This window comes from Rhodococcus sp. SJ-3 (genome assembly GCF_051918125.1).
In the GTDB taxonomy this organism is placed as follows: domain Bacteria; phylum Actinomycetota; class Actinomycetes; order Mycobacteriales; family Mycobacteriaceae; genus Rhodococcus.
On the sequence record NZ_CM123306.1, the window covers coordinates 4352704 to 4372296 of the forward strand.

14 protein-coding genes are annotated in these 19593 nt (G+C 66.6%); 6 read left to right on the forward strand and 8 right to left on the reverse strand.

Features of this window, described 5'->3' with window-relative positions; translation table 11 throughout:
• The first annotated feature begins 308 nt into the window (after positions 1–308).
• Entirely contained in the window at positions 309–1199 is an 891-nt protein-coding gene (locus tag ACTDXD_RS20280) for a hypothetical protein (protein ID WP_440124054.1), read from the forward strand.
• A 159-nt stretch (positions 1200–1358) separates the two neighbouring features.
• The gene (locus ACTDXD_RS20285) at positions 1359–2543 is read left to right on the forward strand and encodes a thiolase family protein (protein ID WP_440124055.1); all 1185 of its coding nucleotides are present in this window, start codon (positions 1359–1361) and stop codon (positions 2541–2543) included.
• Positions 2544–2611: 68 nt separating this feature from the next.
• Here the strand turns inward: ACTDXD_RS20285 and ACTDXD_RS20290 are convergent, their stop codons facing one another.
• From ACTDXD_RS20290 to ACTDXD_RS20310, 5 genes are read right to left on the reverse strand one after another with little or no spacing between them, the layout of a single operon-like run.
• Complete coding sequence (locus ACTDXD_RS20290; RefSeq protein WP_440124056.1) at positions 2612–4171, reverse strand: long-chain-fatty-acid--CoA ligase; 1560 nt, start codon at positions 4169–4171, stop codon at positions 2612–2614.
• Positions 4172–4218: 47 nt separating this feature from the next.
• Positions 4219–4713 (reverse strand): NUDIX domain-containing protein, encoded by a 495-nt coding sequence (locus ACTDXD_RS20295; protein ID WP_440124057.1) that lies wholly within the window; start codon positions 4711–4713, stop codon positions 4219–4221.
• Between the two features lie 13 nt (positions 4714–4726).
• Positions 4727–8899: a TIGR02680 family protein gene (locus ACTDXD_RS20300; RefSeq protein ID WP_440124058.1), complete on the reverse strand. Its 4173-nt coding sequence runs from the start codon at positions 8897–8899 to the stop codon at positions 4727–4729.
• Entirely contained in the window at positions 8896–10017 is a 1122-nt protein-coding gene (locus ACTDXD_RS20305) for a TIGR02678 family protein (RefSeq protein ID WP_440124059.1), read from the reverse strand. The genes ACTDXD_RS20300 and ACTDXD_RS20305 overlap by 4 nt, the downstream gene beginning before the upstream one ends.
• The gene (locus tag ACTDXD_RS20310; protein ID WP_440124060.1) at positions 10011–11489 is read right to left on the reverse strand and encodes a DUF2397 domain-containing protein; all 1479 of its coding nucleotides are present in this window, start codon (positions 11487–11489) and stop codon (positions 10011–10013) included. Before ACTDXD_RS20310 ends, ACTDXD_RS20305 begins: the two co-directional genes overlap by 7 nt.
• 98 nt (positions 11490–11587) lie before the next feature.
• On the opposite strand from ACTDXD_RS20310, the gene ACTDXD_RS20315 reads away from it, so the two are divergent.
• Genes ACTDXD_RS20315 through ACTDXD_RS20325 form a run of 3 tightly spaced genes read left to right on the forward strand, consistent with a single transcriptional unit; the run spans position 11588 to position 14513 of the window.
• Entirely contained in the window at positions 11588–12175 is a 588-nt protein-coding gene (locus ACTDXD_RS20315; RefSeq protein WP_440124061.1) for a DinB family protein, read from the forward strand.
• 60 nt (positions 12176–12235) lie between these two features.
• Complete coding sequence (locus ACTDXD_RS20320; protein WP_440124062.1) at positions 12236–12724, forward strand: MarR family winged helix-turn-helix transcriptional regulator; 489 nt, start codon at positions 12236–12238, stop codon at positions 12722–12724.
• Positions 12717–14513 carry an AMP-dependent synthetase/ligase gene (locus ACTDXD_RS20325; protein ID WP_440124063.1) on the forward strand — a complete coding sequence of 599 codons (1797 nt, stop codon included), beginning with the start codon at positions 12717–12719 and terminating at the stop codon, positions 14511–14513. The genes ACTDXD_RS20320 and ACTDXD_RS20325 overlap by 8 nt, the downstream gene beginning before the upstream one ends.
• A 3-nt stretch (positions 14514–14516) precedes the next feature.
• Here ACTDXD_RS20325 and malQ read toward each other — a convergent pair whose 3' ends face one another.
• Together malQ and ACTDXD_RS20335 are read right to left on the reverse strand one after the other, a co-directional pair.
• Positions 14517–16631, reverse strand: coding sequence for a 4-alpha-glucanotransferase (gene malQ / locus ACTDXD_RS20330; RefSeq protein WP_440124064.1), 2115 nt, complete (start codon positions 16629–16631; stop codon positions 14517–14519).
• Positions 16632–16786: 155 nt separating this feature from the next.
• Complete coding sequence (locus ACTDXD_RS20335) at positions 16787–18199, reverse strand: T3SS (YopN, CesT) and YbjN peptide-binding chaperone 1 (protein ID WP_440124065.1); 1413 nt, start codon at positions 18197–18199, stop codon at positions 16787–16789.
• Between the two features lie 119 nt (positions 18200–18318).
• On the opposite strand from ACTDXD_RS20335, the gene ACTDXD_RS20340 reads away from it, so the two are divergent.
• A complete protein-coding gene (locus ACTDXD_RS20340) occupies positions 18319–18894 on the forward strand; it encodes a potassium channel family protein (RefSeq protein ID WP_440124066.1) in 576 nt (191 codons plus the stop codon).
• Between the two features lie 78 nt (positions 18895–18972).
• On the opposite strand, the gene ACTDXD_RS20345 is transcribed toward ACTDXD_RS20340, so the two are convergent.
• Positions 18973–19536 (reverse strand): LysM peptidoglycan-binding domain-containing protein, encoded by a 564-nt coding sequence (locus ACTDXD_RS20345; protein ID WP_440124067.1) that lies wholly within the window; start codon positions 19534–19536, stop codon positions 18973–18975.
• Positions 19537–19593 lie beyond the last annotated feature (57 nt).

Here is a 19593-nt window from a genome sequence, read left to right on the forward strand (position 1 = left end):
TTCCTCCGGTCTCGTCTGAATCGTCACAGATTGTGTCGTGTTCGTCGGCGAGGGTGTTACTCATCCGTACATGAAAATTCTCCGGCTCTGCAGCCACGACCGAATCAACCCCCCTCAAAGGCACTGTGAACAGGATAAATACGCCATCTGACCGGTGAGTATGGTAATCGTCACACTGGCGTGTGCAAAGACTTTGTGCTGAGCACCTGACGGGGTACTCGTCGGTGGGGTCGGGTGCGGTAGCGTCGGGCCGCGACCGGCATTCACCGGAGGCGTCGGGGCCTCCGGTGCTCCGGAAGGGAGTACCTATGCAACGGCCGATTCTTCGGAACGGGCAGGGCTCGGGGGAACGTCAGGAGTACGCGAACGGCCTGGTGCGTCCGGGTGAGTGGGGGCGGCCGCGGTGGAATGTCCGGGCCGCGATCTCGATCGTGGTGGCAGCCGTGGTCAGTGTCCTCGCCTTCGTCGGTGGACTGTCGTCCGCGGGCTCCGGCTTCGGGCCCGAGTCCAGATTCTTCCTGATCCTTTCCGCGCTGATGCTGCTCACTGCGGCCTTCGGATGTGTGCTCTGGTGGCCGAGGCGCGGTGCCCCGGGGGTGCGGACTCTACGCCGGGGTGGTCTCGGCGCGGGGACCGAAGTGCGCTCACGGATGTCGGTCTTCGTTGCTCTCGTTTCGATGGTGGGCTGCGCGGCAGCGCTCGCCGTGGGGGCCGCCGTCGAGGTGTTCCTGTTCAACAACGGCATCCCTTGGGTGAGTCTGGTCCTGGCGTTGCTGGGCGTGCCGTGCGTGGCCTTCGTGATCGAGGTGGCGCTCGGTCGCCTGGCGGTGGGGGCGCTCGTGCTCAGCGCCGACGGCATTCGTCAGCGCGGATGGTCGTTCGAGTCGTATCTGCCGTGGATGTCGGTGGCCGGCGTACAGGCACTGGATTTCGGATACCCGGAAACGTGGGTCGAGGGAACGACGACCGCGGCGTGGGCGCGTCGCCGCACCAGTGCGCTGTTCCGGCTGGACAGGTTCCCGGAGACGCCGCGCATAGAGATCGACTCGCGGCGCTACGCGGTCGACGCGGTGCTGCTTCACAGGATGCTCGAGTTCTACACGTGTCACCCTGCCGCGCGGAGCGAACTCGGTACCCCGCGGGCGGTCGAGAGGTTCCGGCGAGCCGACCTTCGCGTCCCTGACCGGCCCGGCGAATGAAAGTGGGATTCTCTGGAATCGAGAGCGACACTTCCATATAGTCGGGGTTGAGAGTAGATTGCGTAATGGAGTCTGCGGCACCGAGTGCCGTAGCCTGCGTTCGGGGTGTGCAGCACGGCAGCCCAACACGAGAGTGTTCGACCAGATTGGATTTCAGATATGACCACTCCGGACCCGATCGTCATCGTCGACGGCGCACGTACCCCAGTGGGAAGCTTCGGCGGCGCGTTCAAAGATGTCCCCGCCCACGAACTCGGCGCGGTTGCCGTCCGAGCAGCGCTCGAGCGTTCCGGTGTGGCAGGCAGCGACATCGACGAAGTGGTCATGGGCTGCATCGGGCAGGTCGGTGGCGACGCATACAACGCGCGCCGAGTCGCCCTCGCGGCGGACCTGCCGATCTCGACCCCCGCATTCACCGTCAACCGCCTGTGCGGTTCCGGACTGCAGGCCATCTGGTCGGCTGCACAGCAGATGCACTGGGGCGGCGCCGACATCACCGTCGCAGGTGGCGACGAGAACATGTCGCGGATGCCGTTCTACGATTTCGGCGCCCGCAGCGGTTACAAGCTCGGCAACCGCGAGCTCGTCGACGGCACCACCGGTATGCTCACCGACCCGTTCAGCGGCAAGCACATGGGTGTCACGGCCGAGAACGTAGCCCGCGAATACAACGTCACCCGCGAGCAACAGGACGAGTTCGCCCTCGAATCGCAGCGACGCGCAGACAGTGCCGCGGCCAAGGCCGCCTTCGCCGAAGAGATCACCCCTGTCGAGGTCGGTGGACGCAAGCCGGTCACCGTGACCACCGACGAGCATCCCAAGCCGGAGACCACCCTCGAAGGGCTCGGTAAGTTGCGGTCGGCGTTCATCAAGGATGGCACGGTGACCGCAGGCAACGCGTCGGGCATCAACGACGGTGCCGCCGCCGTGGTGCTGGCAAAACAGTCGGTAGCGCAGGAACGTGGCCTCACAGGCTCCGTGGTGATCGATTCGGTCGCCGTCGCAGCGATGGATCCGTCCCTGATGGGCTACGCCCCCACACACGCGCTTGCGAAGCTGTTCGAGCAGACCGGCACGACTCCGTCCGACATCGACACGATCGAACTGAACGAGGCCTTCGCCTCGCAGGCGATCGCCGTGATCCGCGACGCGAAGCTCGACCCCGCCAAGACCAATCCGTACGGCGGAGCAATCGCGCTCGGCCACCCGGTCGGCGCCACCGGCGCAATCCTGACCGTCCGTGCCGCCAAGGACCTGGTCCGCCGCGACCTCGAACTGGGCATCGTCACGATGTGCATCGGCGGTGGCCAGGCCCTCGCCGCATTGCTGCGTCGGGTCGGCTGACAAACCCGTAGAGCGGATAGACCCTGAGGCCGAGGTCGGGGCCGGTCGCCCCGGCCCCCGCCCCGGTCTCAGATGCTTCGTTCGTGTCCGTCCCAGTAGGGCTCGCGTAGCGCCCGTTTGAGGATCTTCCCCGTGGGATTGCGGGGGAGGTGACCGACGATGTCTATGCTGCTCGGGCACTTGAACTTTGCGATTTCTGTGCGTGCGTACTCGATCAGTTCGTCCTCGCCGACCGACCCGTCGGGGGTGAGGACCACCACGGCCTTGACCGCTTCACCCCACTTCTCGTCGGGCACTCCGATCACCGCGACCTCCGCGACCGCCGGATGCTCGATCAGTACGCGCTCGACCTCCGGGCAATAGACGTTCTCGCCGCCTGTGATGATCATGTCCTTGAGCCTGTCCTCGATGAACACGAACCCGCCTTCGTCGACGCGGCCCATGTCGCCGCTGCGCAGCCAACCGCCCTCGACGATCGCCTCGGCGGTCGCGTCCGGCCGACCCAGATACCCCGGTGTCGTCTGCGCCGACCTCCACCACAACTCGCCGACGCAACCCACCGGAAGGTCGGCCTCTCCGACCGGATCGACGATACGCATCTCGATGCCCGGTATCGGGGTTCCCGCCGACGCCATCCGCCGCTCCTGCGAGGGGTCGCGGTGGACTTCCGGCATCAGTGCGGTGATGACCCCGGCGAGTTCGGTCATCCCGTACACCTGCACGAATTCGGAATCAGGCCATGCGGCCAGAGCCGCGCGCAACAAAGGCAGCGGCATCGGAGCTGCGCCGTAGGTGATGCGCTTCAGTCGAGACAGTGCGGCGATTGCCTGTTCACCTGCCGCGAGGACGCCAGAGATCACGGGAGGCACGAGAAATGCGACATTCGCGCCTGCCGCAATCCCGCCGAACAGCGACTGTGCGTCCGCTTCGCGGGTGAAGATGCACCGTCGGCCGTCGTGGATTCCGATGATCGCGTAGCAGGTACCTCCGACGTGGAACAGTGGCATCGCCACGAGCAGGCAGTCCTGGTCGTGGAAAGGGAGTATCGACAGCATGGCCTCCGCGTGCGCGGTGAGGTTGTGGTGGGTCAGCTGAACTCCCTTCGGGCGTCCGGTGGTTCCGGAGCTGTACAGCAGGAGCGCCGTCGTATCGGGCTCGACGTCCGGCAGGGGCCGTACCGGGTCGCCGGATCCGAGAAACGACTCGAACTCGTCACCGTCGCCACCGACGACGATCACCTGCGTCACCGTACCGAGCCGGTCTCGGATCGACGCGATCATCTCGGCGAACTCTGCTCCGACGAACAGAATCTTCGCGTTCGAGTCGCGGAGGATGTAAGTCAGCTCGTCTCCGGCCAAGCGGAAATTGGGGATCGCGTTGGCCGCGCCCAGCGCCGACGCCGCGTAGGTCACCTCGACGCAGGCGAGGTTGTTCTTGTCGACGAACGCGACGGTGTCGCCTGCGCCGATCCCGGCCGCGGCGAGTGCCCCCGCAAGATGCCGTATCCGGTCGTACCACTCGCGCCAACTGTGCGCCCGGCCCAGATACTGGACCGCGGGAGAGTCGGGGATGGTCTGGGCCCAATGTTCCAGGCGGCCGACGAGCGTGGACGAGTGCGACGCGGGCATGCGGACTCCTCTGTGTGGTGTGTGTCACAGAGAATAGCGGCCGCGGTCTACCGAGGAGGGGACAGATCGATGGGCAGATTCGGTGCCGGGCTGTCGAGCAGACGCGGATAGTCACTGGCGAGCGAACGCGGTGCGAGCAGATCCGGACCTGTGTATCCGGCGATCTCGGAACGCGCCCACCAGCGGAACGCGGTGAGGTTCTCCAGCGCGAGTTCGTCTGCAGTCAGAGTGGGGCTCGGGACGAACGGGGCGGTGCGGATCAGGAAGTAGTCGTTGATGATGCCGTCGAAACCGGGAACGTGATCGGGCGAGATGATCGTCGAATGCCATACGTGTGATGGTTCGGTGGAGAGCTCGAATCCGACCTCCTCCACGAGTTCGCGCGCCAAGGCCTCGAGCGGGGTCTCCCCGGTCTCGATGCCACCCCCGGGGGCGATCCACACGGTGTGCCCGTCGGGCGTGCGCGCACGGCACAGCAGAAGTCGATCGTCCGGGTCGACGAGAAGTGCGCGGACCGAGTGGCGGAGGCGGCGGAAACTCACGTCGCGAGCCTAGTCAGTCGCCCCCGCGCACGTGTCTGCTGCGCCCGTCCCAGTGCACACGGGTCGTGACGGCAGAACTGTCGCCGAGGCGACGGACTTCGTAGATGTCGAGTGCCGGTACCTGCGGCACACATCCCCACAACGCGTGCCCGGTCATGACGAAATCGATGTCCTGGCGCACCAGCAGGCCCATGAGCTCACCGATCGTCGGCTCGTCGATCTTGGCGAACGCGTCGTCGAGCAGCACCATCCGCAGCGCGAGGTCGGTGTCGGGCAGTCCCGAGAGATAGCCGTCTGCGGCGGCGAACAATGCAACGTACGACACGAATCGAGTTTCGCCCTGGGAGATCTTCGCCCGCTTCGAAATACGCCGCTCTTGATCGGGCTCCGGGCCGATGATGGTGACGTCGATGGTGTGCCACGCCCGGTAGTCCAGTGCTCGCGACAGATGCGCCGCGTATCCGGCCGACGGGTCGGTGCCGTGCGAGACCTCCACGCGGTGACGAAGCAACTCGATCAGATCGTCACTGTCCTCGATCGACCGGGCGCTGCCGGTGAGGAGTTCGGTGATCCGCGCCGCGTCGGCGTCTTCACGGACCGGATGCCACCCGATGCGGACACCGATGCCGTGGCTGGTCCTGCTGTCGGCGAGGCTCTCGTTCATCGCCGCAATCAAATTCTCGGCCTGCGTGATCCGCCTGCGGAGCTCATCGGCAACGCCTCCGAGCACGAAGCCGGTGAACACATCGTGTTCACGCTGGGACAGCGCGGCCCTACCCTCTTCGACTCGGGCGGTGAGGTGGGCGAGTACCCCCGTCGGGGTGGTGTCGGGACCCGTGCCGGACAGGCGCACCACATGGGCGCCCGATTCCACGGTGTGCTCGATGTCGATTTCTTCGGAGATCTCCCGATCGAATCGCTGCAGCGCAGCGAGGATCCGGTTCTCGCCCGTGTCCGTGGCGCGTGGCAGTGCTGTCAGCAAGGCATCGGCAGCCTCACGGACATGGTGCGCGTCGAGATGCGCGATCGGACCACCTACGACATCGGCTGCTGCGGAGAGGGCGGGGATGGCGAGCTGAGCCCCGAGTGTGCCCGCAGCCACCTCCAGTTCCTCGCGGTGACGGGTGAGTCGCTCCCGCGCTGCCGAGGCCTGTTGCATCGCCGCTGCCACAGCCTTGCCCAGCTGCTCGCGGTGAGCAAGGGTGCGGCGGCACTTCTCGTCGGTCCGGGCTCGCTCCGTCTCCGAACTTCGCAATTCCTCCGCGAGGTCGGCGACCGCGATGTCGACCGCCTGAGTCTGCGCGGCGATCACCGCTGCCCGCTCGTGCCACTCGTGCCATCGGGATTCGGCCTCGTGCTCGGCTCGCGCGCGCAGTTCTGCCGACTCGGTGACTGCGCGTGCGGAACCGCCGAATCTTGCGTAGTCGGCCAGGACGTCGCCGATGCCGCGGGCCAGGGTTGTGCACGCGGTGTCCGCCTCGGCACAGGCCACGACGACTGCGTCGAGGTCGGCGACACCGATCGGCAACGCGAAATGGGCGCAGGCGCTCCGGTGGGATTCGAGATCGGCCGCCCACCGGGAGCGCAGTGCACCCGCCCGATCCCGGGCCCGGGCGGCGGCCTCCGTACGGCGGAGTGCGTGCTCGGCGTGTGCGCGAGACCGTGCGTATGCCCGGTGCAGAGCATGCGCGGTGGGTGCAGAGGAAAGATGAGCATCGAGTTCGTCGCGTGGTCTCGGCGCGACACGGTTGTCGACCGACTGTCTCTGCTCGACGAGGTCCAATCGGACCAGTTCACCGTCGATCTCGTCGAGCCGGGTCCGGCGCGCGGCCTCGTTTCTGCTCCGGGCGGCCTCACCGATGAATCCGGGAGCCTCCGCGGTGTGCCGTCCGCGCAGTACGCCGTTGTGCCAGCGGCCGTCGCGTGAGACGGATGCGAACGCCGAGGCATCCTCGAACCCGATCGCGGAGAGAACCGAGGCGACCGCCTCAACCGGCGCCTCGGAAGTCGGGTCGGGCTGCAGGACTGTTGATAGCGGCCGGAGCGGAGGTTCGCCGCGTGGCGAGACGAGGATCTGCCCTGACGACGCACGTAGCCGACCTTCACCGTCCACGGTGGCAGTCAGTAACCCTGCCGCCAGCAGTCCGGATTCGATACCCGCCCGATCGTCATCGCCGAGGGTATCGACGAAATCGACGGCCCTCCAGAGCGGAACTCCGCTCTGGAGACTCCGCCACGGTGCCATCGCAGGGCCCTCGGAGCCGGGGTCGAGACGCTGTCGTTCCTCCAGCAGAGCCGACCGCAACACGCTCTCTGTTGCGGTGTGGGACTCGGCTGTGCTGCCGGACTCGGCCGTGCCTGTCCCGGTGGTGATACCGAGGTCGCCGGGTGTTGCGGTTCGGGTGAGTGCCACGAGTTCGGTGAGGACCGCGTCGGTAGCCGCCGGGTCGGGGTCGTCGCCGGAGAGTGATTCGACGGCGTCCACGAGGCGCTGCATCAACGCCGCACCGTGCTGGTCGAGGTGCGGCAGCAGCGTAGTGGTGCGCTCGGACGTGAACCATGCACGCCATCGGTGCTCGAGGTCGAGAGTGGCGTCGTCCAGCGCGCGAGCAGCGGCATCGCGTTCGAGGATCTCGCGTTCGGCATCGTGTGCGGCGCGCTCGGCCTCGGCTTCGGCGTCCCGCACCCCACGTTCGGCGAGTTCGAGGCGACGGGCCTCGACCAGTCGTCTCGATGCTTGGTCGCGCCTGCGCCGCGCGGCTGCCGCCGCGTGATCGGCGGCGACGCGGGCATCTTCGCAGCCCTCCGGAAGAAGCCGCACCTGCGCGACCGTGGGTCTGACGATGGTCTCTGCGACGGCTTCGCGCCGCGTGCGGACCGGTTCGGAATGGTCTTGGAGTCGTCGGATGTCGAGGCGGATCCGCTCCGGGAGGGTGTCTGCCGTTACGGCCGCGGTGGTGAGGCGGAGCTTCGCGGCCGCGAGCATCTCGGACGCCCCGGCGACCGTGACGTCCAGATCGGCCAGATGCGTATCTGCGCGCGCGGCTTCCAGGGACTCGCGGTCTCTGGCCTGCTCAGCGTGATGCATGGCCAGGTCGGCGGCGCGGCCGAGTGCGTCGACGGCGAGCGTCCGCTGAGCCAGATCATCGGCGTGGCGGAACAGCGCATGGGATTCGAGGCCTCGGATGGCGCGATCGAGTTCGGCGAGCTGGTCACGTCGTTCGCTCAGGCGAGTGTCGGCTGCGGCGACCTGAGCGTCGAGATCCGCGACCTCGGCTTCGGCCTCGTCGAGTTCGGCACGCGTCCGGGCGACCCGGTCGGCGGTCTGTGCGGCGACATCCGCACTTGCCCGCAGCAGGTCGGCCGCGTAACGACGATAGACGGCGTGGAACTGGCGGACTCGGGTGAGCGAGGATTCCAGCCGAGTTTGGGCTGCACGACTCTCGCCGAGCAGATCGAGACGATCACCCGCCGAGGCGAGCATGTTCTCGTTGAGCGGGGGGAGCGCGTCGGACAGGATCTGAGGCAGACGGCCTTCGTCGATTCGGTTGCCGACATCGGGTGACCGCAGGGTGTGCAGTAGCTGCAGCAGGCCCGTGTACCGATCGCGCCCGGAGTCACCGTCCAGACCGAACACCAGCGTGCGGACGGTGTCGCGGTGTTCCTCGGGGCTGCGCGTGATCCGGTCCGGACCGATGCGGGCAGCGAGGTCGTCGCGCGAGAGCGGCACCCGATGCTCGTCGACCAGCGGGAGATCGGTGCCCACCCGGGTATCGGAGGTGAAGAAGTGCACCTCGCTCCGATGCGCGGTCGCGCTGTAGCGCACGTATGCGCCGATCGTGAGAACACCGTCAGGACGCGACAATTCGAGCCACAAATATCCGATGCGGTTGTTCTGGCCGCCCGCTCCGATCCGCATCAGTTCGTCGAGATCGACCTTGCCCGCGCCGGTGGCATCCATGCGTTTGCGGTCGGCGTCGAGCAGGAACGGCAGCAACATCTCGAGGGCACGTGATTTCCCGGAACCGTTGGTGCCGCGCAGGATCATGCGCCCGTCGCTGAGGGTGAACTCGGTATCGAGGTAGTGCCAGACGTTGACGATGCCCGCGCGGGAGAGTTTCCACCGGTGCGGGTGCGGTGAGGAGGTGGCGGCATCGAGTACGGGCGCGTCGGACGAATGGGTCATGGTCGGGGGCTTTCGGCGATGGTCGGGCGATACCGGGCAGCGGGGGCAGCGAGGAGAATTCCGTCGTCGAGGGCACGCGCGAGACCGAGTCGCACCAGCAACGCCGTGACATCGCGGCGCAGTGCGGTGACATCGCGGACGTACTCGCCGCGCCAGCTCCGGGCGTGGGTGGCTACGAGCCCGGTCAAGGTGTTGTCCAGGGTGGTCGTGTCGATGCGCACCGCGCTGCCGGGTACGGGATCGACTACGTCGGACAATTCCGAAATCAATAGAAGCGCAGCCTGATTCACGGTCCCCGGACCGGGGAAGGGAAGGTCGGTGAGGTTGCCGTCCGGGTCGTAGGCGAGCGCGCCTTCCGTGCGTACCTCGAGGACCAGACCGAAATCCTCGTCCAGACGACGTGCGATCTCGGCTCGTTCGCGGATCAACACGTCGAGAGTTTCAGGATCGAGATCGTCGCGCGCTGTGAACGGGTCTTCGACGAGTCTGCGATACAGACGGCACCGCGGTGTCTCGGGTCGTGCGGTGATCGCTGCCGACGGACCGGGAAGGTCGTGTAAGGCGAAGGCGGTGAGGTGCCGCAGCAGTGACCGGCAGACGGTGAGGACCACCTCGTCCTCGTTTCGGGCGTCGCCGAGATCGGCTTCCCCGACAACACCCCATTCCATCAACGCCTGCAGCGCGGCCACCAGATGTCGCCGCTCCGACAACCCGTCGGCGATCTCGATGTTCTGCGCGGCGGCGTCGGCTCGGACCTGCCCGACCAGTACCGCCATAGGAATGTGGTCGCCTTGACCAGGTGCGAGCAGTGCGGCGGCGGTCAATGCGAGATAGGTGTATCCGACCGCGCCGAACTCCCCGCCGGTCGCGCGAGGGAGCGGTCGCAGGGGCGCCGCGGGATCGAGCGGTGTCTTCACCAGCCGTGCGAACTCCGTCTCCACGATCAGCGTGTAGCCCAGTTGATCGGCGAACATGGCGCGCAGTGCTGTTGCATGGCGGCGGACCAGATCGAAGATGTCGGGGTCGTGGACGGCCGTGAGGATCGGCCGCTGCAGCAAGGCGCGGGCGCCGTCGCGCCGGCCTGCAGCATCCTGTACTGCGGTACCGGTGTTCACCACGCCCCGATCGTGTGACCGGAATCGGCGGGCGCCAGCAGTGGCGACGAGGTGCGAAGGATCAACCCGTGCACGGTGAGATCGCCGTCCGGGCAGTGCACTGTGGTGTCGCGACCGGGTTCGGCGGTCAGGGTGAGGCCGAGGTCGTGGTCGTCGATGCGGTACACGCCGTCGAGTTCCTGGTGTCGTGCGAGAAGTGCCGCGAGCCGGTCGAGGAGTACGTCGCGCGCGGTCGTGGAGATCCGCTCGCCGTGCAGGTCGCCCGATGCGCGTAGTTCGGCGACGGCGTCGGCGAGTTCGCCCGATTCCTGTTCGGCCAGCGCTGCGATGAGGGTTCGATCGGCGGCCGGGTCGGGAATCCGGGCGTTTCGGCCACGCGGCGAGCGGTCGCCACGTTCGCGCAGCGACACCGGCACCGACACCGGATCGGCGCTCCACCAAGATGTTCCGGCTCCGATCCGCGGGTCCGGTTCTTCCGGGCCCAGCAGCAGGTGCCGGCTCGGATAGGCTCCGAATGTGGCGGCATGGAGCCGGTGGGCCTGCTCGTCCGAGGACTCCGAGAACCACGAGGCCAGGCGTAGAAGATCGGCTCGGTGGGAGAACCCGGGAGCGTCGGAGGTGCGGGTCCGGGTATGAGTGAGCAGCCGGTTCAGTGCCGTGGTCGCGGCGTCGCGCAGCTCACGCGGGCCTGCTTCCTCGTCGTACCAGGACACGAGCTGTTCCCATTCGTCTCGCGTGCGCCCGGGGGAACGGGAGACGGTGCCGCTGGGGAGCCCCGGATCGGGGAGCGCCGCGAGCAGGTCGTCGATGTGTGGGAGCAGGCGCTGCACCGCCGCGCAGACCTGGGTCGCGTAGCGGCTCAGATCGGAGGTGATGACGTCGATGTAGTCGAGTAGCAGGAGCTTGAGCTCGGTGTAGTCGTCGTCGGAGAGATCCGGTCGACCCGAGATCTCCGCCAGGTAGTTGTAGAAGTCGGCAACGCTGTCGGTGAATGCTCTGTGGTGAACGAACACTCCGGTGACGTGTCCCGCGAGGGTGTTCGGATCGATGGCGAATCCGGTGTGGGTCGCTGCGCCGATGTGCGTGAGTGCGTCGCAGATGCGCGCGAGGGATTCTCGGGTGACTTCGCGGGCGCCTTCGTGGGACGACAGCAGCGCGGTGGCCTCGCGGTGTATGCGGCCGCCGAGCACTGTCGGACGATATCGGGCGGTGGCGCGGACGTAGTCGCCGATCGATCCGCCGCGGGTGTCACGGCCTCCTTCACCGAGGTTGCCCCACGCGACGAGTTGCCGGCACCGGACATCCACGACGTCCCGGTCGATGCGATGTCCACCCGCGGTGAGGGCGGCGGCGATGTCGGCGGCAGTCGCGTCGGCGAATAGAACGTCTGTGAAGTAGGTCATGATCGCGACGTAGTCGTCGGATTCGTCGGCGACCAGGTAACGGAACAACCCGCGGGACCCCCCATTGCCCATCGGTCGTCCCTCCTTCGCGCCTCCCCGGTACGCATATGCTAGTCCTTCGCTTTCGTCGGGCGCCGGGGTGATGTGGGGATCGCGCATACGATGGGGCCATGAGCGGTACCGACGGGTTTGCGGCCGACCTGGTCGTGCAGTTGCAGGCCTCGCGCGACCTGATCCTGTGGAAGCTCGACGGCCTGTCCGAGTACGACGCGAGGCGCCCGATGACACCGACCGGCACCAACCTTCTCGGGCTCGTCAAGCACCTGGCCACCTGCGAATTCGGCTACTTCGGTGAGGTATTCGGCCGACCGGCCCCGGTCGAGTTGCGCTGGGTGGCCCCGGACGGTGCTGCCGGCCCTGACGCAGACATGTGGGCGACTGCCGATGAGTCGCGCGAGTACCTGGTGGCACTGTATCGCCGTTCGTGGCAACACGCCTCGGAGACATTCTCTATGACCGAACTCGGTGACGTGACGCAGGTGGACTTGTGGGGTCAGGGCCGCGTGACGCTGCACCGCATCCTCGTGCACATGAACAGTGAAACTGCCCGCCACGCCGGGCACGCCGACATCGTGCGGGAAATGATCGACGGCTCGGCCGGATGGCGGCGAGACTTCGACAATCTGCAGTACCACGAGGAGGCGCAGGTGCGTGCTCACCATGCCCGGGTGCAGGCTGCTGCCGAGCGATTCTGCTGATCGAACGCGGTGGATTGCCCTGGTTTGAGGCGTGGAGCACACCGGGCTTATAGTTGCCGTATGCAACAGAAACGGAGGTCCGATTCACCGAATCGAACCTCGGTAGCCGAGGTCTACGACGAATTCGTTCACCTCGTGCGCTTTCTGACTGCAGAGGGGCGGGCCGACGGCGGTTCCCTCTCGCTTGCGCAGCATTCGCTGCTCGGGTTCATCGCCCGCAATCCGGGTTGCCGCGCCACCGAGATCTCGGAGGTTTTCGGCGTCAATCGGTCGACCGTCTCGAGGCAAGTACGCCACTGCATCGACGAGGGTTGGCTCTCGGCGGACTCCGGACCGACAAGGCTGGGACACCCGCTCAGCCTGACGGATCAGGGGCACTCCGTGCTCGCCGTCACAGTGAATCGCCGATACGGCGAAGTCACCGCAGGACTGACGGGATGGGGCCAGGATGAGATCGACACGTTCGTCCACCTGCTGCGCCGATTCCGCTCCGGTGTGGATCCGTCCGCGCCTTCGACCGACCAGAACGATGGAGATTTCAGTGCGTGAGTACTCGACCCCCGCCCAGTTCACCGTTGCAGACGGCGATTCCGTCGTCCACACCGTATTCACCCAGGCGGAGGAGTTTCCGCACCGCGTGATGTATTCGCGCCCGCTGGGTGACGAATGGGTCGCAGTCACCGCATCGCAGTTCGCGGAGCAGGTCGCCGGTGTCGCGAAGGGATTGATCGCCGAAGGCGTCAAGGCCGGAGACCGTGTCGCGTTGCTCTCGGCCACACGATACGAATGGTCATTGTTCGACTACGCGATCTGGGCGGCAGGCGCGGTGTCGGTGCCGATCTACGACTCGTCGTCAACCGAACAGATCCGCTGGATCCTCGAGGACTCCGGGTCCTGTCTCGCTGTCGTCGAGACCGCCGCCCACGAAGCGCTCTTCGTCGGTATGCCCGACACCCTCCGCGGGATCCACCGGATCGAGGGCGGGGCAGTGGATGCGCTCATCGCTGCGGGCGCCGGAATCGGCGACGCCGAACTCACCGCTCGCCGCGAGGGCATCCGCGTCGACGACCTCGCTTCCCTCGTCTACACCTCCGGCACCACAGGCCGGCCCAAGGGTTGCATCCTCACCCACCGGAACTTCCTCTCGGAGGTTCGCGGAATTCTGACAGCGCCGATCGGTCAGATGGCCGCCAAGCCGGGTAACCGGATTCTCACGTTCCTGCCCCTCGCGCACGTACTGGCGCGTGCAGTGTCGCTTGCAGCATTCGAAGGTGGTGCAGCACAGTCTCACTGGTCTGATTTCGGAACCGTATCGAGCCAGTTCTCCCGTTACTCGCCACACATGATTCTCGGCGTGCCTCGCGTGTTCGAGAAAGTACGCGACGCCGCAGCAGCGAAGGCGGCAGCAGGTGGAAAGCTCAATGCGGCGATATTCCAGTTCGCTGAGGAAACCGCAGTCGCCTACAGCGAGTCGCTCGACCATGGTGGGCCGAGCCTGTTCCTGAAAGCCAAGCGGGTCATGGCCGACAGGCTTGTCTTCAGCAAGCTGCGCGAGGCCATGGGCGGTCAGTGCCAGATGGCCATTTCCGGTGGCGGAGCGCTCGGCACCACACTCGGACATTTCTTCCGCGGTGTCGGCGTACCGATCTTCGAGGGTTACGGACTGACCGAATCGACAGCGGCGCACACCGTCAACATGCCCGGATCGCAGAAGATCGGCACAGTGGGTCAGCCCTTGGGCGGCAACAGTGTTCGTATCGCTGAGGACGGCGAGATCGAACTTCGCGGAGGGGTCGTATTCAACGGCTATTGGCGCAATGAGAAGGCTACCGAGGACGCGTTCGACGAGGGCTGGTTCCGCACCGGCGATCTCGGTTCACTCGACGCGGACGGCTACACCACGATCACCGGGCGCAAGAAGGACCTCATCATCACCGCCGGTGGCAAGAACGTCTCTCCAGGGCCGCTCGAAGACCGGATGCGATCGCACACGCTGGTCTCGCAGGCCGTTGTTCTCGGCGATGGGCGGACGTTCATCTCGGCATTGCTGACGGTCGACCCCGAGGTATTCGACAACTGGAAGAGGGAGAACGGCAAGCCGGCGGACTCCACCGTCGCAGACCTGCGAAACGATCCATCGTTGCGGGACGCGATGCAGACAATCGTCGACGACGCCAACCGCACTGTCTCGCATGCCGAGGCCATCAAGAAGTTCGTGATTCTCGATCGCGACCTCACCGAGGAGACCGGTGAGCTGACCCCGACATTGAAGATCAAGCGCAATGTGGTCGCCGAGAAGTTCGCCGCCGACATCGAGAGCATCTACGTGAAGCGGTGAAGCTCATCCGGGTTCGGCCGGGGACAACGCCTCCGCGAGTCGCGCGAAACGCTCGTGACCGGTGAGATCGTCGATGAGGACGGCCTCGCCGTCGACGTCTGCGAGAGGCACACGCCAGTTCGGATACTCATCTACGGTGCCCGGCTGATTCTGGCTCCGGGGTTCACCGACCACGTCGGCCAGCGACAACGCCAGCATGGCCGACGGGCTCGCCGCGACGAGCCGATGCAACGCCTCGACCTGCTGCTCGAGGTTCTCGCCCTCTGCAGGGTCGAGCAGCCCGCGGTCGCGGGCGAGACCGAGCACCGCATCGCGTTCGGCTGCCGCGGCAGCGAGTTCGGTCTCCAGATCGCCTTTCAGCAACCCGAGCTTCGAGCGGATCGAAATATGTTCCCCGGCAATATAGCCGGACGTCGGCGGTAGGTCGTGTGTGGTGACCGACGTCAGGCACAACCGGCGGTAGTTCTCAGGTGCGCGCGGGGTGTCGCCGTCCTTCTCGAACCACAGGATCGACGTACCCGCGACCCCACGCTCGGCGAGATACTCCTGGACCCATCCCTCGAACACTCCGAGATCCTCACCGATGACGACCGCGTCGGCACGGTGCGCCTCGAGTACCAGGATGCCGATCATCGCCTCGTGGTCGTACCGCACGTACGCGCCTTCGCTCGGCGACGACCCTTCCGGCACCCACCATGTGCGGAACAGACCGAGGATGTGGTCGATGCGCACACCACCGGCATGACGCAGCACCGACCGGAGCATCTCGCGGTACGGGCCGTAGCCGAGCTCTTCGAGGCGATCGGGACGCCACGGCGGCTGGTTCCAGTTCTGTCCGTTCAGGTTGAAGTCGTCGGGTGGGGCGCCCACTGTGACCCCAGCGGCCAGCGCATCGCCCAGTGTCCACGCGTCGGCGCCCTCGCGTTTCACCCCCACCGCCAGGTCGTGTACGACACCGATGCCCATGCCCGCGGCTCGTGCCGCGATCTGCGCGGCGGCGAGCTGCTCGTCGCACAACCACTGCAACCAGCGGTGGAAATCGATGCGCTCGGCCAGTACGACGCGTTGGCGTTTCACCCAGGGGTCGTCCGGAGCCGTGGCCCGCTCGTCCCAGTGGCGCGGCCCGGCCTTCTCTGCGAGTGCGCACCACAATGCGAAGTCGTCGAGTGCCCGGCCACCTTCAGCGCAGAATGCCGCGTAACGAGCCTGGCGGGCAGGACCCCGGGGCACACTGTGGATCCGCTCGAGCACCTCGAGCTTGGCGCGGAACACCGGATTCCGCTTCAGCCGTTCGCCTTTCCGGTTCGCTTTCGCGCAGTCCCGTGCGTTCTCGTCGAGCAGTCTGCGCTGTTTGCGCGGAAGATAGGCGGCCTCGGGAATGTCCTCGACGCGCAGGTAGAGCGGGTCCACGAACCGCCGCGAGGACGGAAGGTACGGAGACGGCTCGTGTGGAGGCCGCGGCTCGGCGGCGTGGACGGGATTGATCAACACGAAGTCGCCGCCATGGCCCGCGGTCACTGCTGTGAGATCGGCAAGATCGGCGAAGTCGCCTATACCCCAAGACCGGCTCGACCGGACCGAATACAGTTGTGCGGCCAAACCCCACTGTCGGGAGCGCAGCACGCGGTCTGCCGTGGACAGTCGCGCCGGCGTCACCACGAGCGTCGCGGTCGCTTCGATGTCGTTGCTGCGCGCATGGATCGTGTGCCAGCCCAGTGGTAGCGCAGGCACCGTGAAGGTGGCCCGTCCGACGAGCCGTCCGTCGACCATCCTCGGTTCGACCCACACGTCGAGCTGCTCGGCGTCGACCTCGGAGCCGTCCTCGGCCACTACCCACACCGAGACCGGATCGCCGTGCGGCACGTGTACGGCAAAAGGACGCCTATCGCCTTCGGCGACAACCAGCGACAGCGGCAGCATCTGCCGCCACGGCGCGTTCGCGACATCCGCGAGGGATTTGTCGATCTCGGCGTCCGAACCGGCGGGGACGTCGAGTGCTGCCAGGATCGAGCGCAGCGTCCGATCGGGGACATGATGTTCGAGGGTGTCCCATCCACGGTAGGTGCAGGACACCCCGTGGTACCCGGCGAGTTCGCGAAGCTTGTCCGACGACGTCACGCTCTGGAATCATGCCAGGAAACGCCCGTGGTGGCACTACCACGAACGAGAGAGCGCATGACAATCATCGACGTCGTCGAGGGTGATATCACCACGATCGCGGTCGACGCCATCGTCGACGCCGCCGACGTGCTGCGATGGGCCGTGGCGGGACGCTAGTCGCCGAATCCGTCGAAGAGTGTCGGCTCGTCCGGATTGTCGAACAGCGGCGGCTGGTCGGTGCTCGGCTTCGCCGGCGGGCGCCGGTGGTTCGGGATCTCCGTGGGCAGGTCGAGGTAGCTCAGTGCTGCGGCAAGAGACCAGCTCGTCAGCTTCCACTCGAGCGCCTTTGCGTCGGCAGCGGCGACACCGTCGTCATCGCCCACAAAGGCACGGTTGAGGGATTCGCTGGTCCAGCCCACGTGCTGCTCGGTGCTGAGTTCGAGGAACTGCTGCAGCCGGGAAGCCTCCCGGTCTCCGATCGCCGCGACCGTCTCGACCGGAATATCGGAGCGCCCACGGAGGTGATGATCACGAAGTTCGAGCAGTGCCGCCGGAAGATCGTCTTCGAGGCGAGGTTCCCACAGGTCGTCGTCGAACAGATCGCGCTCGTCGGAGGCTTCGAAATCCGGGGCCTCGAAATAATGATCGTGACCGTGGCCGCGCATCGGAAGGCCGCCGATATGCGCGGCGAAGTCGTGGTCGACGCCCTCGAGGAAGCCGGACATGCGATCGAGAGCGGATTCCAGGTGTTCCGGCACGAAGGGCGACGCAGGCAGGTGGTTGACGACGGCGACGCGATCGTCGATGAGCACGAACTTCAGTTGCGGCCACTGCCGATTGAGATCGGAGACCACCTCCATCGCACGTGTGCGCCCACTGATCGAATGCACGATCGGCGCAAGCAGATCCACCGTTGCTGCGCCCGCACCGACCCCGACGAACACGAGGACGTCGGCGATACGCAGCACGAGATCGCCGTCTTCGTCCCACGTGGGGGTGTCGCCGACCCGGTCGCCCACGGTGTCCTCGATGAGTTCTCGCAGGTGCTCTTCCCCGAGGGGATGGACAGGGCCTCGCACCGGCACCTTGGGAGAGGCCTCGGCCACCGGTGCCGGAGTTTCGAACTCGTGGCTGCTGGCGGTCCCGAAGGATTCCGCACGCAGGAAAAGCGGATGCGGAACGCCCCATACCTCGCGCAACGCGCGCACCGCGACCTCGGCGAGCCGATCGGCCCACGACGAGGGGAGGTCCATCCAGAACGCGGGCGAGCCGCCGTCCTCCGGTGTGTCGGGATCGCGCGACGGTGTCTGCCATCCCAAATCCAGCAGCAACGCCTCGTCGTGCGGCGACAGGTGGCGATCCTCGGTCAGATGGAGATTCGACGGTACTTCGCAGCGCACCTGCTGATCACCCCACGCGTAGAACTGCACGCACGGCCCGGCCGGTCCGCCGGCTTCCTCTGCCAGTGGCTCCAGCACGAGTCCGCCTCCATCGCGCATGGCGGCGACGTGGTCGGCGAGGTCCCCCCGGAACTCGCGCCAGGCCCGGTCGACGTCGCGGTCGAATCCGCTTTCCGGTTCGCCCATGAACCTGCCCCCTTCCCTTCCCGACTTTGACCCGTGTGTCGTGAACACTAGTCGGACCCACCGACACCGTGCCCGTCGGTGAGCGCGCCGGGCGGGGTGCCGGGCGCATACTGACACCTGTGCCGAACAGCGCGCAGCCATCCGATGCAGCCGGAACCGACAGATCAGCGCAACTGCGCGCACTCACGTGGCGGGCGTTGCTTCGCACCGTGACGACGCTCGTGGTGGTGGGTACCGCCTACTTCACGCTTCCGTTCTCGGGACTCGACGACCTCCCCACACTGTTCCTGCTCGTATTCGGATCAGTAGTGGTGTGCGCTGTCTGCGGCTGGCAGGTGTGGTCGGTCCTGCGGTCGCCGCATCCGATGGTCCAGGCCATGGAGGGGATCGCCGCGACCGTCACCGTCTACATCGTCGGCTTCGCGTCGCTGTACGTGGTGATCTCGCAGGTCGAGCCGGAAGGATTCACTGAGGTCCTCACCCGGATGGGCGCCCTGTACTTCAGCCTCACGGTGTTCGCGACCGTGGGATTCGGGGACATCGCCGCGGTCACCGACGGAACGAGGGCGGTGGTCTCGGCGCAGATCGTGGGCAATCTGGTCTTTCTTGCCCTGGTGGTGCGGTTGTTCATGTTCACGGCGAAGCACCGGCGCCGGCAGGCAGGTCAGGAGCCTCTCGACGACGAGGATCCGTGAACCGAGAGACGGTGAATGCCGAACGTCCCCACAACCGGAGTCGGTGTGGGGACGTTCGGCACTACCGGCCTGTGGTCGTCACGGGATGGTGAGCACCTGGCCTGGCTGGATCAGGTCCGGATCGGACACACCGCTCGCATCGGCGATGCGCTGGTACTGGTTGCCGTCGCCGTAGAAGCGCTCGGCGATCGCCCAGAGAGTGTCGCCGGAGGCGACGGTGTGGGTACGAGGTGCCGGGGCAGCGGCGGGAGCGGGCTCGGCCGGTGCGGCAGCCACGTGGGCCGGCTCGGCAACGGGCCCTGCGGCCTTCGGAGCAACACTGTTGCTCGCCCAGACGGGCTTGTCTCCCGCGTACAGCACGACATTGCGGTCGTCCTGCACCGTCAGGCGCACACCTGGATTACCGCTCGTCTCCGACGCCCAGACGGGGGAGTTGTCATCCTTGTACAGGACGAAGTTGCCGTCCTCTTGTACGTTCGCGCGCACCGCGCCCGAGCCGTCGGTTCCCGCCGCCCACACGGCCTTGCCGCCCTCGGACAGGACCAGGTTGCCGTCCCGCTGGAGCACGAGAGTGTATTTGCCGTTGTCGGACTTCAGTTCCTGGCCCACAGCGAGGCTTTGGCCGGAATTGAGAGAGCTCACACTGACCCTTTCGATCGATACATTGCGATTCGGGCAACCGGCTCGAACCGGACGCCG

Coding starts and splice junctions, on each gene's coding strand:
- ACTDXD_RS20290 (WP_440124056.1), bottom strand. CDS start 4,171: ATGCCCGCGTCGCACTCGTCCACGCTCGTCGGCCGCCTGGAACATTGG.
- ACTDXD_RS20320 (WP_440124062.1), top strand. CDS start 12,236: ATGCAACAGAAACGGAGGTCCGATTCACCGAATCGAACCTCGGTAGCC.
- ACTDXD_RS20315 (WP_440124061.1), top strand. CDS start 11,588: ATGAGCGGTACCGACGGGTTTGCGGCCGACCTGGTCGTGCAGTTGCAG.
- ACTDXD_RS20280 (WP_440124054.1), top strand. CDS start 309: ATGCAACGGCCGATTCTTCGGAACGGGCAGGGCTCGGGGGAACGTCAG.
- ACTDXD_RS20310 (WP_440124060.1), bottom strand. CDS start 11,489: ATGGGCAATGGGGGGTCCCGCGGGTTGTTCCGTTACCTGGTCGCCGAC.
- ACTDXD_RS20335 (WP_440124065.1), bottom strand. CDS start 18,199: ATGGGCGAACCGGAAAGCGGATTCGACCGCGACGTCGACCGGGCCTGG.
- ACTDXD_RS20285 (WP_440124055.1), top strand. CDS start 1,359: ATGACCACTCCGGACCCGATCGTCATCGTCGACGGCGCACGTACCCCA.
- ACTDXD_RS20300 (WP_440124058.1), bottom strand. CDS start 8,899: ATGACCCATTCGTCCGACGCGCCCGTACTCGATGCCGCCACCTCCTCA.